Origin of the sequence: Mycetocola zhadangensis, assembly GCF_003668565.1 — a bacterium.
Classification (GTDB): domain Bacteria; phylum Actinomycetota; class Actinomycetes; order Actinomycetales; family Microbacteriaceae; genus Mycetocola_A; species Mycetocola_A zhadangensis.
The window spans coordinates 548,966-563,920 of sequence record NZ_RCWJ01000002.1 but is presented as its reverse complement, the minus strand read 5'-3'; the positions used below and the strand labels follow the sequence as shown (position 1 = coordinate 563,920).

Annotated in this window: 14 protein-coding genes; 7 read left to right on the top strand and 7 right to left on the bottom strand. The window is 64.2% G+C overall.

Annotated features, from left to right (window positions below; all coding sequences use genetic code 11):
• Positions 1-98 precede the first annotated feature (98 nt).
• The 4 genes from D9V28_RS09295 (at position 99) to D9V28_RS09280 (ending at position 4,553) form a co-directional block, all read left to right on the top strand.
• The gene (locus D9V28_RS09295) at positions 99-1,313 is read left to right on the top strand and encodes an ATP-binding protein (RefSeq protein ID WP_121659417.1); all 1,215 of its coding nucleotides are present in this window, start codon (positions 99-101) and stop codon (positions 1,311-1,313) included.
• Positions 1,300-1,974, top strand: a complete 675-nt coding sequence (locus D9V28_RS09290; protein WP_121659416.1) for a LuxR C-terminal-related transcriptional regulator — start codon at positions 1,300-1,302, stop codon at positions 1,972-1,974. Before D9V28_RS09295 ends, D9V28_RS09290 begins: the two co-directional genes overlap by 14 nt.
• A gap of 159 nt (positions 1,975-2,133) precedes the next feature.
• Positions 2,134-3,483: an MFS transporter gene (locus tag D9V28_RS09285; protein WP_121659415.1), complete on the top strand. Its 1,350-nt coding sequence runs from the start codon at positions 2,134-2,136 to the stop codon at positions 3,481-3,483.
• Between the two features lie 125 nt (positions 3,484-3,608).
• A complete protein-coding gene (locus D9V28_RS09280) occupies positions 3,609-4,553 on the top strand; it encodes a ribokinase (protein WP_121659414.1) in 945 nt (314 codons plus the stop codon).
• Positions 4,554-4,632: 79 nt separating this feature from the next.
• Here the strand turns inward: D9V28_RS09280 and D9V28_RS09275 are convergent, their stop codons facing one another.
• From D9V28_RS09275 to D9V28_RS09265, 3 genes are all read right to left on the bottom strand, one after another.
• Entirely contained in the window at positions 4,633-5,619 is a 987-nt protein-coding gene (locus tag D9V28_RS09275) for an ABC transporter substrate-binding protein (RefSeq protein WP_121659413.1), read from the bottom strand.
• Between the two features lie 175 nt (positions 5,620-5,794).
• Positions 5,795-6,817: an ABC transporter permease gene (locus D9V28_RS09270; protein WP_121659412.1), complete on the bottom strand. Its 1,023-nt coding sequence runs from the start codon at positions 6,815-6,817 to the stop codon at positions 5,795-5,797.
• Between the two features lie 2 nt (positions 6,818-6,819).
• Entirely contained in the window at positions 6,820-8,328 is a 1,509-nt protein-coding gene (locus D9V28_RS09265) for a sugar ABC transporter ATP-binding protein (RefSeq protein ID WP_121659411.1), read from the bottom strand.
• A 406-nt stretch (positions 8,329-8,734) separates the two neighbouring features.
• On the opposite strand from D9V28_RS09265, the gene D9V28_RS09260 reads away from it, so the two are divergent.
• On the top strand, positions 8,735-9,361 hold the full coding sequence (locus D9V28_RS09260; RefSeq protein ID WP_121659410.1) for a bifunctional 4-hydroxy-2-oxoglutarate aldolase/2-dehydro-3-deoxy-phosphogluconate aldolase: 627 nt from the start codon (positions 8,735-8,737) through the stop codon (positions 9,359-9,361).
• An 8-nt stretch (positions 9,362-9,369) separates the two neighbouring features.
• Here D9V28_RS09260 and D9V28_RS09255 read toward each other — a convergent pair whose 3' ends face one another.
• The gene (locus tag D9V28_RS09255; protein ID WP_121659409.1) at positions 9,370-10,209 is read right to left on the bottom strand and encodes an oxidoreductase; all 840 of its coding nucleotides are present in this window, start codon (positions 10,207-10,209) and stop codon (positions 9,370-9,372) included.
• Positions 10,210-10,338: 129 nt separating this feature from the next.
• Here D9V28_RS09255 and D9V28_RS09250 point away from each other — a divergent pair, with 129 nt between their 5' ends.
• A complete protein-coding gene (locus D9V28_RS09250; protein ID WP_121659408.1) occupies positions 10,339-10,851 on the top strand; it encodes a GNAT family N-acetyltransferase in 513 nt (170 codons plus the stop codon).
• Between the two features lie 16 nt (positions 10,852-10,867).
• Here D9V28_RS09250 and D9V28_RS09245 read toward each other — a convergent pair whose 3' ends face one another.
• Positions 10,868-12,730 (bottom strand): MinD/ParA family ATP-binding protein, encoded by a 1,863-nt coding sequence (locus D9V28_RS09245; RefSeq protein ID WP_121659407.1) that lies wholly within the window; start codon positions 12,728-12,730, stop codon positions 10,868-10,870.
• 202 nt (positions 12,731-12,932) lie between these two features.
• Here D9V28_RS09245 and D9V28_RS09240 point away from each other — a divergent pair, with 202 nt between their 5' ends.
• Complete coding sequence (locus D9V28_RS09240) at positions 12,933-13,730, top strand: isocitrate lyase/PEP mutase family protein (RefSeq protein ID WP_121659406.1); 798 nt, start codon at positions 12,933-12,935, stop codon at positions 13,728-13,730.
• A gap of 48 nt (positions 13,731-13,778) precedes the next feature.
• Here D9V28_RS09240 and D9V28_RS09235 read toward each other — a convergent pair whose 3' ends face one another.
• Positions 13,779-14,297, bottom strand: coding sequence for a hypothetical protein (locus D9V28_RS09235; RefSeq protein ID WP_121659405.1), 519 nt, complete (start codon positions 14,295-14,297; stop codon positions 13,779-13,781).
• A gap of 18 nt (positions 14,298-14,315) precedes the next feature.
• Positions 14,316-14,921: a dCTP deaminase gene (gene dcd, locus D9V28_RS09230; protein WP_121659404.1), complete on the bottom strand. Its 606-nt coding sequence runs from the start codon at positions 14,919-14,921 to the stop codon at positions 14,316-14,318.
• Between the last annotated feature and the right edge of the window lie 34 nt (positions 14,922-14,955).

The following is a 14,955-nucleotide window of genomic DNA, read 5'->3' as shown; positions in this document are numbered from 1 at the left end:
TCGAACCGACCCCCGGGCCATGGGGTATTGCCCTGACCGACCCCTGAGATTTGTCCATCCTGCCCCGGTACTGGCTCTCGGGGTGCTTGTATTGCAGCATGGACGCTGCACTCATGACCCGCCCGCGTGTGCGGCTCGTCGGTGGAGTGTGCGCGGGATTCGCCGAGCACACAGGGCTTCCGCTTCCTCTGGTGCGCACGCTGACGGTGGTTCTGAGCCTCTGCGGTGGTGCCGGACTGCTGATGTATTGCTGGTTGTGGGTGGTGACGCCTGTCGCCGGGGATTCGATCGAGCCGCTCAAAAGCGTGCTGACCCGCCCGAGTGACGAGGCGCAGGTCGAGCGCAGCGCCCGCAACGCACCGATCACCGAAATCCTGCTCGGCCTTGCCCTGTTGGCCGCTGCCGCCGCGCTCGTTGCGTCCCGCTTTGGTGTGAATGTTCCCCTGAGCTTTGTGATTCCGGCGATCGTGGTTCTTGGCGGGGCCGGGCTTGCGTGGCGGCAGTTCGACGACCTCCGTCAGCAACGGTCGTCATCGTCGTCGGCGCTCGTCGTGCGTGCGCTCGGTGCCCTGATCCTGGTGGCACTCGGCATCCTCCTGTTTTTTGTCACAGGTGAAGAGCCCAACGTCTGGACGGTGTTCGCTGCGTCAATTGCCGTTCTGGTCGGAGTGGCCATCGTTGTGGCACCGTGGGCGTTGAGACTCACCCGCGACCTCGCCGACGAACGCGCGGCGCGGGTGCGCGAGGCGGATCGCGCGGAGTTCGCCGCCCACCTGCACGACTCCGTGCTGCAGACCCTCGCCCTGATCCAGCAGAAGGCCGACCCAGCCAGTGAGGCCTCACGCCTGGCTCGAGCGCAGGAACGTGAGCTCCGCGACTGGCTGTTTGCCGGCTCCCCAGGCGCATCCGTCGACCTCGCCGACGAGCTGCGGCGGATCGCCGCGGTGATCGAGCAGGAGTACGCGGCGCGAATCGACGTTGTTGCCGCCGGGCAGAGCCCGAGCGCGGTGCCCGACGCACTCCTCGGTGCCGCACGCGAGGCCATGCTCAACGCAGCACGGCACGCCGGAGGCACTGTGTCTGTGTACCTCGAGTCGTCCCCCACCACCGTCGAACTGACGATCACCGACCGCGGCCCCGGCTTCGCGCTCGCCGACGTTCCCTCCGATCGAATGGGCGTGCGCGAATCGATCCTCGGCCGCATGCGCCGCATCGGTGGCAGCGCAGACCTATCCCCCGGCCCCGGCGGCGCTGGAACCGAGGTTCGACTCTCCCTGCCACTGACCGATGGAGGATCCCATGACGACAGTTGACCCTCACGCGACCGATCTCACGGTCGTGATCGTTGACGACCATTCGATTTTCCGCTCAGGCCTGCGTGCCGACCTGGCCCATGGCATCCGTGTTCTCGGAGAAGCCGCGACTGTCGATGACGCCGTCGAACTGGTCGTCTCGGCGCAGCCCGAGGTCGTCCTCCTCGACGTGCATCTGCCGGGCGGGGCGGGTGGCGGAGGGGCCGAGGTCATTCGCCGGGCCGCGCAGGCTGCGCCGAACACCCGGTTTTTGGCGCTGAGCGTCTCAGATGCTGCCGACGACGTCGTCACGGTCATTCGGGCGGGGGCGAGGGGCTACATCACGAAGAGCGCATCAGGATCCGACGTGTCGGATGCCGCGCGGCGCGTTCGCGATGGAGACGCCGTGTTCTCTCCGCGGCTGGCAGGTTTTGTGCTCGACGCCTTCGGTGCGGTGTCTGGTGAAACGGCTGAGGCGTCTGATGAACTTGACCGCCTGTCGGCCCGCGAGCAGGAGGTGATGCGGTTGATCGCGCGAGGATACTCGTACAAAGAGGTCGCCGCATCCCTCTTCATCTCGGTGAAAACCGTCGAGACGCACGTGTCGAGCGTTCTGCGCAAGCTGCAGCTGTCGTCGCGGCACGAGCTCACCGCGTGGGCTCTCGCTCGCAAGTTGCTCTAGACCACGCAATTTCGTGAGAGAACGGATGCGACCTTCGAAGGTCGCATCCGTTCTCTCACCACCGAGAATCAGCCCAGGCGTGCGGCAGCGACCCGAACGCTCACTCGACACGGGCGGCGTTCACCTCCCAGTTTCTTTGCGCCAAGTAACCTGAGCAGCATGACGACGAACGCCGGCAATGAGGCAGCACCATCGACGGCAGCCGCCCTGTCCGAGGCCCCGGACAAAACCCCCGCAAAGCAGGTTCTCGCCTGGGGACTCTGGGACTGGGGTTCCGCCGCCTTCAACGCCGTCGTGACCACATTCGTCTTCACCGTCTATCTCACGAGCGATGCGTTCGGAGACGAAGCGGCTGTGTCCGCTCAGCTCGGCTGGGCTCTCGCCGGTGCTGGACTGCTCATCGCACTCCTAGCCCCCGTGACCGGTCAGCGTTCCGACAGCTCGGGGCGCCGCAAGTTCTGGCTCGCCGTGAACACGTACATCGTTGTGGCGATCACCGCCTGTATGTTCTTCGTCCAGCCCGACCCGAACTTTCTCTGGCTCGGCCTGCTGCTTGTCGCGGCAGGCAACGTCGTTTTCGAGTTTGCCGGGGTCAACTACAACGCCATGCTCGTTCAGGTGTCAACACCGAAGACCATCGGCCGGGTTTCCGGCATCGGCTGGGGCCTCGGCTATCTCGGCGGGATCGTCCTTCTCCTCATCGTCTATTTCGGCTTGATCTCGCCCGAGGTTGGCGTGTTCGGCATCACGGGCGAGGACGGAATGGACATTCGTGTCACGGTCCTGGTGTCAGCAATCTGGTTCGGCCTGTTCGCCTTGCCTGTCCTGCTCGCCGTTCCGGAATACCGGGGCGTCGGCGCTCGACGGGCGAAAGTGGGCTTCTTCGCGTCGTACCCCCGGCTCTACCAGGACATCAAACGGCTCTGGACCGAGAGCCGCCAGACCGTCTACTTCCTGCTGGCGAGCGCCGTTTTCCGTGATGGCCTGGCTGGCGTCTTCACGTTCGGCGGGGTGCTCGCCGCTGGCTGGTTTGGATTCACCGCGAGCGAGGTAATCATCTTCGCCATTGCCGCCAACGTGGTCGCGGGAATCTCCACCATCACCGTCGGACTGCTCGACGACAAGCTCGGCGCGAAACCGGTGATCATGGCATCGCTCATCGGCCTCGTCCTCGCCGGTCTGGCTGTCTTCTTCCTGCACGACGGCGGCCAGATCATGTTCTGGATCTTCGGGCTTGCACTCTGCCTCTTCGTCGGCCCTGCGCAGTCAGCGTCCCGCTCGTTCCTGGCTCGCCTCATCCCGGCCGGCCGCGAAGGCGAGGTGTTTGGTCTCTACGCCACCACCGGACGTGCCGTTTCGTTCCTCGCACCGACGGCATTCGCCCTGTTCATCACGGTCGGAGGAGAACAGTACTGGGGCATCCTCGGCATCGTCCTGGTCATCTTTATCGGCCTGCTGCTCCTCATCCCGGTCAAGGCGAACCAGCAACGACTGCGGGGCGACTCCTAACCGCCACGGCTCACGCCCGACCTCAAAAGCGGGCGCACGCCGCACCCGTCATAATGTGATGACGGTCGCGCAGCACCCAGAGCCGGGCGCATCGCGGCACGTGGTCGCTTCCTCGAAAGGCACAGATGAGCCAGCCCCCGTCGCCGACGTCCGCGCCAACCGGGGTGCTGATCGTCGGGAGTATCACGGTCGACGTGACCACGTTCTCCTCACGACTTCCGGCCCGTGGCGAGACGGTCCTGGGGAACGATTTCACCCTCGTTCTCGGAGGCAAGGGCGCGAACCAGGCGGTCGCGGCCGGTCTCGCTGGCGGAAGCGCCCACATGGTGGGGTGCGTCGGTTCGGATGTCTTCGCTGACCTCGCTGTTGGTGGCCTTCGCGACGCCGGGGTGAACATCGACAACGTCCGCACGGTATCGGGCCCGACCGGTGTCGCCCACATTCGTGTGGACGACTCAGGCGAGAACGACATAGTGATGGTTCCGCTCGCCAATTCGTCACTCTGCGAGGAACAGGTCGACGCGGCGTTCAGCGCCCTCGGTTCGTCCTGCCGGGTTCTGCTCACTCAGCTCGAGATCCCGTGGGCGCTCACCCAGTACTCAATTCGCAAGGCTCACGATGCCGGGCTCACCGTCATCCTCGACCCTGCGCCTGCCGCGACACTCGATGAAGCGATCTGGCCGCTCGTCGACATCGTCACCCCGAATGAGACAGAAGCGTCAATCCTCACCGGTATCGCTGTGACCGATGAGGCATCCGCAATCGATGCTGGCCGCTGGTTCACGGCGAGGGGCGCTAAGAGTGCCCTCATCACGATGGCGGCTGCTGGAGCGGTGCTCGTCACTGCCGACCGTGTCGAGCGCTTCATCTCGATTCCCGTCGATGCGGTCGACACCACGGCCGCTGGTGACGCGTTCGCCGGATACCTCGGTGCCTCTCTCGCCGGAGGCCTCGACCTGCACGATGCGATCGCCCGCGCGATGGGTGCCGGTGCCCTCACCGTCACGCGCCGAGGCGCGTCGCCGAGTCTGCCGCACCGAGACGACGTGGACGCCCTACTCACGAGATAAATCACAAGCCCTTCGTTTGGACGAAACAAGGCCCCTTCCCGAAAACCGGGAAGGGGCCTTGTTGCCTGGTGATGTGGCGTTACTTATAGAGGACCGCGGCGATCTCCTCGTCTTCGATGTTGGCGGCGTCGTACCAGAAATAGCCTGTGTCGATGACCTCTTCTGGCGTGTCGCCGTTGATGATGTCGTACGCGGCCTGAACGACCTCCTCACCGATACCGATCGGGTTCTGGGTGATGGCACCGGCCATGGTCCCGTCCGAGATGGCGTCAAGCTGTGCCTGGCCGGAGTCGAACCCAACAATGGTCAGTTCGTCCTCACCAAGTCCAAGCTCCCCGACTGCGTTGACGACTCCGATAGCGGACCCCTCGTTGGTGCCGTAGATGCCCTTGAGGTCAGGGTGTGCCTGGATCATCGTCTTGGCGATGTCTGCCGACTTGAGGTGGTCTCCGTCACCATACTGGGTGTCGACGATTTCGATATCGGGGTACTCCGACTCGATGCGATCGATGAAGCCGTCACGGCGCTCGACACCCGTCGAGTTGATTTGGCTGTGGCCGACGATGGCGACCTCACCTTCCCCGCCGATGAGTTCAGCCATACGGTCGGCGGCGAGCGCGCCGGCACCGAGGCTGTCTGTTTTGGCGATGGCCTGCCCATAATCACTCGAGCAACCCGCGTCGAACTCAACGACGGGGATGCCTGCTGCTTCCGCATTTTCGTACAGCGGAATACACGCTTCAGGGTCGAGAGCAGCGAAACCGATGGCATCCGGTTTCTTATCGATGGCTGCCTGCAACATCTGCAGCTGGCCGTCGATTTCGGTCTCTGCGGCTGGGCCGTCGAACGTCACTGTCACACCGAGCTCCTCAGCCCGCTGCTCGGCTCCCTGCTTGACGGCCTGCCAGAACTGGTGCTGGAAGCCTTTCGACACCAGCGCGATGGTGATCTCCCCGTCGTCTGACCCGCCTGCTTCTGCGGCGTCACCGGCACCTGAACAGCCGGCAAGACTGAGCGACAACGCGGCCACAGCCGCGAAGAGCGTGACTTTTTTACCTGTTTTCATTCGAATAACTCCGTTGTTGTTTCGAGGTCGACCGAAAACGGCCGACGCGACTGTGATATCTGGTGAGTGACCGAAAATGGCAGAACGCTCCTGCCGGTGCAATCGACTTCGCGATGTGCGGGGAAAGGGCAGCCCGGCCTCTCGGGTGCTGCACGCCCTTTCCCGGTTCGTGGGACTAGCTGGCTGACCTCCGCTGACGAAGGGTGTCGGTGAACACGGCGATGAGAATGACGACTCCGACGACAACGTTCTGCCATTCCGTCTGGATGGACATGATGCGCAGTCCATTGATCAGCACACTCATGATTAGCGCACCGATTACGGTGCCCATGATCGAGCCCCTGCCGCCGAGGAGCGACGTTCCGCCGATGATCACGGCCGCGATGGCCTGAAGTTCGTACCCCATGCCGATCTGCGGTTGCGCCGAATCGAGCCGCGAAGCGATGACAACGCCGGCGAACCCTGTGAACAGCCCGGCGACCGTGTAGACAACAATGAGCCACTTGCGGGTGTTCACGCCGGAAAGGCGGGTTGCTTCCTCGTTGCTTCCGATGGCAAAGGTGTACCTGCCGAAGAGCGTCTTGCTGAGCAGGAGGTAGGCGACGATGGCCAGGATGAACAGGATGAGAACGGCGTTCGGCAGGCCAGGGATGAGGGTGCCGAGTGCGATGTCCTTGAACCCGTCGACACCCGAGAAGTAGATCGGCCGAACGCCTGAGATGACGAGCGCGAGCCCCTGGGCGATCATCATCATTGCGAGTGTGGCAATGAACGGCGGCAGTTTCAGGATGGCGATATTGACGCCGTTGATGAAACCCATGAGCGCCCCGGTCAGCAGTCCACCGATCACACCGACAAGAAGAGGCAGCTGCATATTCACCAGGAAGATGCCGGTCATCACTGCGGCGAGGGTCATTCCCGTTCCGATGGACAGGTCGATGCCGCCGGTGATGATGACGAACGTCGTGCCGAGCGCGAGAATTCCGATGACGGCCGTCGCGAGAAGAATGCTCGAGATGTTCGACCACTGGAAGAAGTTTTCACTCGCGATGGAGAAGAAGATCACGAGGACGATGAGTGTGCCGAAGGCCAGCGACTGCTGGAGTTTCGCCCGAAGGAAAGTCAACGCGTTGTCCGACCTGCCTGACACTGGCTGGTCGGTCTTCGGGTTTCCCTCGAGAACGGGAGATGCGTTCATTGCTAGTTACTCTTCTCGTCGATCATGTTGGTCGCATAGTCCATGATTTTTGCCTGGCTCGCGTCTTCGTTATTGAGGATCCCGGTGATGCGCCCTCCCGCCATCACGACGATCCGGTGGGACAGCCTGAGAACCTCCGGGAGCTCAGACGAGATCATGACAATTGATTTGCCCTGCTCCACGAGGTCATTGAGCAGGCGGTAGATTTCCTCTTTCGCACCGACGTCGATCCCGCGCGTCGGTTCGTCAAAGATGAGGATGTCGCAGTCCCTGGCGAGCCACTTGGCGATCACCACCTTCTGCTGGTTACCGCCAGAGAGGTTTTTGGTCACCGCGTGAATCGACGGGGTCTTGATCCGGAGCGATTCGACGTAGCAGCGGGACTTTTGTTTACCTTTACCCGTTCGCATGAAACCGAGGGGGCCCGTGTAGTCCTTGAGGGACGCCAGCAGGACATTGGTGTTCACGTCGCGCTCGAGCAGGAGGCCAAGCTGCTTGCGGTCCTCCGAGAGATATCCGATTCCGTGAGCGACAGCATCCGCCGGTTGGGAAATCTTCACCTTCTTGCCCTGAACGAAAATCGTCGCGCCTTCGGAGGGATCCGCGCCGATGATGGCTCGGGCGACCTCGGTACGACCGGCACCCATGAGGCCCGCGAAACCGAGAATCTCACCGCGTTTGAGTTCGAAGTTGATGTTCTTGAGCAGGTGCCGGGTGCTGAGTCCCTCAACCTTGAGCACAACATCGTCGTGAGCGTGCTCGCGGGCCGTCGGCCGCGCACCCTCCTCGATGTGGCGCCCAACCATCATCTCGATGACCGTCGGAATGTCGATCTCACCCTTGTCGAGGCTGCCGATGTACCGGCCGTCGCGAAGCACGGTGACACGGTCGGCAATGCGGCGCAGCTCTTCCATCCGGTGCGAGATATAGATGATGCCGGTGCCGCGAAGCTTGAGCCCCTCAATGAGTGAGAAGAGCGTCTCGGTTTCGGACTCGGTCAGGGCCGACGTGGGCTCGTCCATGATGAGCACCTTGGCGTCGAACGAGAGTGCTTTGGCGATCTCGACCATCTGCTGGTGCGCCACGGTGAGGTCGCCGACTCGCTTGCGCGGATTGAGGTGGATGCCGAGCCGGTCGAGCAGCTCAGCGGTCTGGCGGTTCAGTCGGCGCTCGCTGACGAACCCGAAAGTGCGTGGTTCACGTCCGATGTAAATGTTCTGCGCGACAGTGAGGTGCGGCATCAGGTTCATCTCCTGGTGGATGATGCTGATGCCCAGCTGCTGCGCCGTCTTCGGGCTGTCAATCTCAACCTCGGCGCCTTCGAGCACGATGGTTCCCGCGTCCTTGGCGTAGATGCCCGACAGGATTTTCATCAGGCTCGACTTGCCCGCACCGTTTTCGCCAACGAGCGTGAGAACCTCTCCACGATTCAGCTCGAACTGCACGTTCTCGAGCGCCTGGACGCCGGGAAAGCTCTTGCTGATCCCGCTCACCTTCAGCAGTTGGGTCACCGCTCATTCACCTACTTCATCGGAGGGAGGAACCTGACGTTCCGCACAGGAGAACTCTGCCACAAATTGGCCAAAGATCCGACCTATTTCCCCAAATGCGTCGTTTCGCGCTTGCGCCACAGCCCGAGGCGTTTTGGTGCTCCGCGCGCTGTCGGCACGTGGCATCCGTCGGTCTCAGCGGGCGACATCGATCGAGAGAACCGGCGCAGGGGGCGTTCAGCCCGACAGAGAATGATGCACTGACCTGCTGATATGGTCGGATGCTTGGCGGTCACCGAGCGAAGGGAAACACCGCAGCCCGGAACACATTGCGGCGGCGCCACGGGGTAACGGACCGTGTGTGCCCTGCTGCGGCTAGCCTGAACGGTAGTACCGAATCCGCTCGCGAACGTCGAAAGGCAACGCTGTGTCGCTCACCATCCTTCAGGAAACCCGGGTTCTCGCAGTTCTTCGGGCGCCGTCCGTCGAGACCGCGTTGCGCGCGGCTGACGCTCTCGTGGACGGTGGCATCACTGGGCTCGAGATCACCTATTCGACACCGGACGCCGCCCACGTCATCCGAGAGCTCAACGAGAAGTATGGCGACCGTATCTACCTCGGCGCCGGCACCGTCACGACCGCAGATCAGGCCACCGAGGCGGCGGACGCCGGTGCGCGGTTCCTTGTCAGCCCGGGATCCCGGCCCGAGCTCACCGCCGCCATGAAGGCAACCGGACGCACCGTGCTTACCGGGGCGCTGACCCCGAGCGAAGTGATGGCCGCCGTCGAATACGGCGCGGACGTCGTGAAGATCTTCCCTGCATCGCTGGGCGGACCGTCGTACCTGCGATCGTTGCGCGGGCCGTTTCCCGATGTGCCCCTGATGCCGACAGGCGGGGTCACTCCAGAGAACCTCGGCGATTGGTTCGCGGCAGGCGCACTCGCTGTCGGAGCGGGCAGCGACCTGGTGTCCGCTGCGGCACTGGCATCGAAGGACTGGGCTGCGATCACCCGCCGAGCCGAAGAGTTTGTCGCAGCGGGCCCAGGCGCTTAGCTGGAGGCTCAGTCGCTTTCGGGCGGATAGTCCGTGCTCAGGCTGAGGTTGCGCCACTTCGCGACCTCGGTGAGTTGTGCTTCCACCGCAGCCTCGTACCCAGCAACGGCATCGGAACCGAGAAGCAGGAACGCCGGGGTGTCCGGAGCTTCGACGACGGTAAGGATCGCCTCGGCCCCGAGGCCGGGGTTGCCGGGTTGCGTACCGTGCACCGTGTCGTTTTCCTTGCGGCGCTTACCTGCCGTTTCGGCGTAGTCCGGAATCGCTGTCGCCGACTGGGTGAGCGACCTGCCAGCGAAGTCAGTGCGGAAGCCACCCGGTTCGACAGCGGTGACCGAAATACCGAGGGGTTCTAGCTCTTTTCTGAGCGAGCCGGACAGCCCCTCCAGTGCCGCCTTCGTCGCGGCGTAGTAACCGGAGCCGGGCGGCATGAGTCGCGCACCGATTGAGGAGATGTTGACGATCGCGCCGGACCTCCGCGAGCGCATTCCCGGCAAAACAGCCTGAATCATCGCGACGGCTCCGAACAGGTTGGTGTCGAAAAGCCGCCGAACGTCGACCGGGTCGGCCTCCTCGACCGCAGACCGGTAGCCATAACCCGCGTTATTGACCAGCACGTCAACCACCCCGAAACGACGTTCGGCGTCAGCAACCGCCGTTGCAACCTGCGCCGGATCCGTCACATCCAGAGCCAGTGCAAGCGCCGAGTCCGGCGCGGAATCGGCAATGTCCTGCACCGCGGAAACATCGCGCGCTGTGACCACCGCGTTGTGTCCGTGCGCGAGCACAGCCGTTGCGAGTGCGCGGCCGAGGCCGGTCGAGCAGCCTGTGATGAGCCAGGTGGACATAGAGATCTCCCTTCGAGAAAAGCGAATGCGATTCGGATGTCGTGCTCCGACACTACGCGCGACCTCCGGAGCGAGCGAGGTCCCGCCAGCACCCGGCGAACGCGCTCGGGTTCAGGTTAGATTGGGTCGATGCGCGATACCCATTTTTCGATCCGACCAACCACGGAGAACGACTGGCGCGAGGTGCGTGCCCTCCGGCTCGAGATGCTCGAGGACACCCCGATCGCATTCGGCGAGACTCTGGAAAGCGCGCTCAGGCACGGCGAATCCGAGTGGAAGATGCGGGGCCGACGAGGCGCGAGCGATGGTGGAACCGTGCTCGCTGCTATCACCGAACAAGGTCGGTGGATTGGAACGATGGGCGCGTACACGCCCGAGTTCACAACGGTGCCGATGCTCGTCGGTGTCTACGTCACACCGAAGTTCCGCGGACAGGCAGCTGGCGTCACAGCCGCGCTTCTCGAGAGCATCGAAAGCTGGGCCGCGCAGCGGTCAGATCGAATCACGCTGCACGTTCACGAGGACAACACCCGAGCGCACGCGCTGTACTCGAAGCACGGTTACCGCGACACCGGCCAGACGTTCCCCTATGTGCTCGATCCGAGTCGCCGCGAGCTCGAGATGGTCAAGTCGCTCTCCTGACGACCGAGCCCCCGTCCTACAGTCCGTCCGCAACGGCCGCGCTGACCTGAAGCCACGCCTCGCGCGTTTTCGGCGACAGCACGTCGACATTCAGTGGCCCGCCGCTCTGGAATCCCGGGTCGAACGGCACCTCGAGCACCGTGCGCGTGAGTGCAGCGAAGTGGTCGTGCAGCCGGCGGGACAGTTCGGGTTGCACGGCGTCGCCTGGCGAGGACAGGATGGTGACGGCCTGAGCGACCTTGTCCTGGTGCCCCTTTTGCCGCAGCCCGTCGAGCAACCAGGCGGCACTCGCAGCGGTTTCCTCGTTCACCGTCGTCACGACAACGAGCTGGTCAGCGGCTTCGACGGCCGCTTCCCAGTTGGAGGCGCGCATGTTGTTGCCCGTGTCGATCACGAGCACCCGGTAGAACCGACTCAGCGTCGCATGCAGGTCACGGAATGCCGCCCCGTCGATGGTCGATGAAGCTGCAGCATCCTCATCCGAGGCGAGCACGTCGAACTGAGCGTCACCCTGTGCGCGCACGTAGTTGTCCAGATCACCGACCCGCGCTGAACGCACATCGCTGAACCGGTCAAGGTCCCGCAGCAGGTCGACGGCCGTGTTGGTGTGCCGCGACGGCTGCGCACGCCAACCGAGGGTGCCGCGGGTCTCGTTGTTGTCCCAGGCGAGCGTCGATCCGCCGCGGTGAATACCGAACGTCGCTGCGAGCAACAGCGTCGCGGTGGTCTTGTGGGCGCCGCCCTTCGGGTTGAGCACGACAATGGTGCGCGGTCCCTTGAGACTGCGTTGCACCCGTTCGACTGCGCTGCGATGCGCGAGCTCAGACTTGCCCGGCCGCGGCGAGATCAGGCCACCGGTCGCGCGGCGAATGAGGCCCTGCCAGCCATTTTTCGCCGGACCAACCGGGGCGTCCGGCCGGGACTGCAGAAAATCGTCAAGGGTGGGCGCTTCGTCGCCCTCGGCCCGCGGTGGCGTGACGAGCGGATCGTGCGATTCTTTGGCGAGCGAAGCGGATGCCTGTGGCTGGGTACTACTGTCGGCTTCCATTTCGGTCGACCTCCGGAAGTAGGCGTGGGGGATGTGCTGTTCTGAGGGGGCGTCGCCCGGAAGCGGTGCGCCGGGCAAGCCGGGGAGCGCTGGCTCATCGTTCCGATCGGCCGGACTGCCTGACGCCCGGACCGGGCGGCTGGCTTCCATCGGGTGCGCTGGCGCCGGCGGGCGCGCGGCGGCTGGGGCAGGCAGGGGTGAGGAGGCCGGTGCCGGTGCCGGTGCCGGTGCCGGTGCCGAGTTCGAGTTCGAGTTCGAGTTCGAGTTCGAGTTCGAAGCCAGCGTAGGCGACACGTCGAACGCGGCGTCGAATGCCGCAACACCGTCTGGCGGTGGCGGAATCACCGCTCGCTTCGGTTCCGGCTCGACGCCCCTCACCTGATCGACCTGCGCAGCCCCATCCGCCGGCTCGGGCCGGGCAGAACCCTCTGCCGGCTCGGCCGGGGTCGCCTGAGCGGTCCGGGCAGTCTGCGCTTCGGGTTCGGCCGCGGGCGCGGCGCCCGACCCGGCCTCGTCGGAAACGGGACCGGTTGGATCGGCGTGCTGGGTGGCATCCGCTATCTGATCCAATGGGACGATGCTGCCGTAGGTTTCAACGCTTCCGCGAGCGTCAACGCGCAGGGGGTAGAGGCCGTCGAGGTCGGTGATAGTGATGATGACCGGCTCGCCCCGCGTGGAGGCAATGTCGGTGGCTCGACCGATGATGGTGGCGCGGATGTCTGCGACGCTGCCCGCGTAGACCGGTGATGCGACACCGTCGACGGTGATGGTGCCGGTTCCGTCGGCGCGCACGACGGCCGTCAGGTCAGGCTCGGTCGGTTTCGCACTCATCGGGTACCGTCTTTCTCCGTGGCTGACGGCATCGGGACGACGCCGACACATTCAGTCAACGGTTACCAGTATTACGTGCCCCGTAGGGGGTCTTGTAATTTCGCGGCCGGTGCAGTATCTGCCACGTGGCCACAGCATCGTTCATTTTGACGCTGAGCACAACGGGTGGCGCACCGGCGCTCGCACTCGTCAGACTGAGGGGATGACGACTCAACGCGAGAAGGCCGAACTGCTCAACACCCTGCACAAGCCGGGCGATCCGCTCATCGTCACGAACGTGTGGGATGCCATCACGGCGAAGATCGTGTCGGAGGCACCCGGCGTTCGCGCACTGGCCAGCGCGTCGCATTCGGTGTCCTTCGCGCGCGGTGTTGTGGACAATGAGGGCCTCACGGTGAACCAGGCCATCGAGGCGGCCCGCATCATCGCGAGCGCCGTCGATCTGCCACTGTCGGTGGACTTCGAGAAGGGCTACGCAGAAGACGCAGACGGCGTCGGTGAGAACGTGCGCCGCCTGATCGAAGAGTCCGGTGCCGTCGGCATCAACATCGAGGACTCCCTCGCGTCGGCAACCGGACCTCAGCGCAGCATCGACGACGCGGTCGCACGCGTGGCGGCTGCGCGGGCAGCTGGTGAAGCGACGGGCATCCCGCTGGTGATCAACGCACGGGTCGACACCCTCGCCGGTGGCGGCAGCTGGGATGAAGCGGTCACCCGCGCGAACGCCTACCTCGACGCCGGTGCCGACGTGATTTTCTTCCTGGGCCTGCGCGACGAAGACCTGGTCCGGCGCGCGCTCGACGAGGTGAACGGTCGCATCTCGACCATCGGTGGGTTCGGCGGGATCCCACTTCAGCGACTCGCCGAACTCGGAATCTCCCGCGTCAGCTTCGGCCCGCAGACCCTCGGGCTGACGCTTGCGGCCCTCTCCCGCACGGCCGCAACGCTGAGCGCACTCGGCGACTACCCGGAAGATCTGTCGTTCAAGTTCGACCTGTAGGCCACCGCGGTGCGTCAGACCACACGAGTCCGCCGCCTGCCGCGGAAATCAACCAATCCGAACACCCTCGTTGTGCTCGTTCAGCACCCAGGTTGCACCCTCGTCTTCCGAGACAAAGCTCTCCCACAGGTAGGTATTCTCGGTGATTTTCGAGAAGTTCCAGCGAATGAGAAGCCCGTCGTTCCGCGTGCCATCTTGACGGATGCCATCACGCTTGTGAGCGGTCGCCACCAGGTGCGCATACTCCCCACGTTCCGGCTCGAAATAGCTGACCCTCCAGGCGCCCATTTCACGGTCATACACCCGCACGGCCGTGGCGATCGTGGAGTAACCGCCCTCGGTTGCCACGAGCGCGACGTCCTGAACGGCCTGCCCGTCAAGGATGTACCCGACCACCCAGACGAAGTCTGATTCGTGCCAGTGCCCGGTTGCTTCGTCCATGCGACGTGAGTGCACATTCCATCGGCCGACGAGGCGACCGAATCGGGACATGCGATTGGGGTATTTCGCGGTGGGAGCATCCGAAATGAGTGCATCTGCGAACGAGAGGTCGACGGAGTCACTCATGGCGGTGGCCTTTCCTGGTTAGCTGCCCACGCTGCCGGCATCGAGAACGCCGACGTCCGTGCGGTGGAAGTTCTGGAACGAACGCGACGCTGTCGGGCCGCGCTGACCCTGATAGCGCGAGCTGTATGCGGCCGAGCCGTACGGGTTCTCTGCGGGTGAGGTCAGCCGGAAGAAGCACAGTTGGCCGATCTTCATGCCGGGCCACAGCTTGATCGGGAGGGTTGCAACGTTGGACAGTTCAAGAGTGACGTGGCCGGAGAAACCGGGGTCAATGAAGCCGGCGGTCGAGTGCGTGAGAAGTCCGAGGCGACCGAGCGAGCTCTTGCCTTCGAGCCGGGCGGCGATGTCGTCGGCGAGGCTGACCTGCTCGAAGGTGGCGCCGAGCACAAACTCACCGGGGTGCAGGATGAACGGCTCGTCCGGCTTCGTCTCGATGAGGTGGGTGAGCTCGGGCTGATCTTCGGCCGGGTCGATGTACGGGTACTTGTGGTTGTCGAACAGCCGGAAGTAGCGGTCGAGGCGCACGTCGATGCTCGAAGGCTGGATCATCTCGGAGTGGGACGGCTCAAGGCCGATGCGTCCGGATGCCAGCTCTGCCTTGATGTCGCGGTCGGAGAGAAGCACGGGGTCAGTTTATCGGGACCGTCTTGCTAAGATT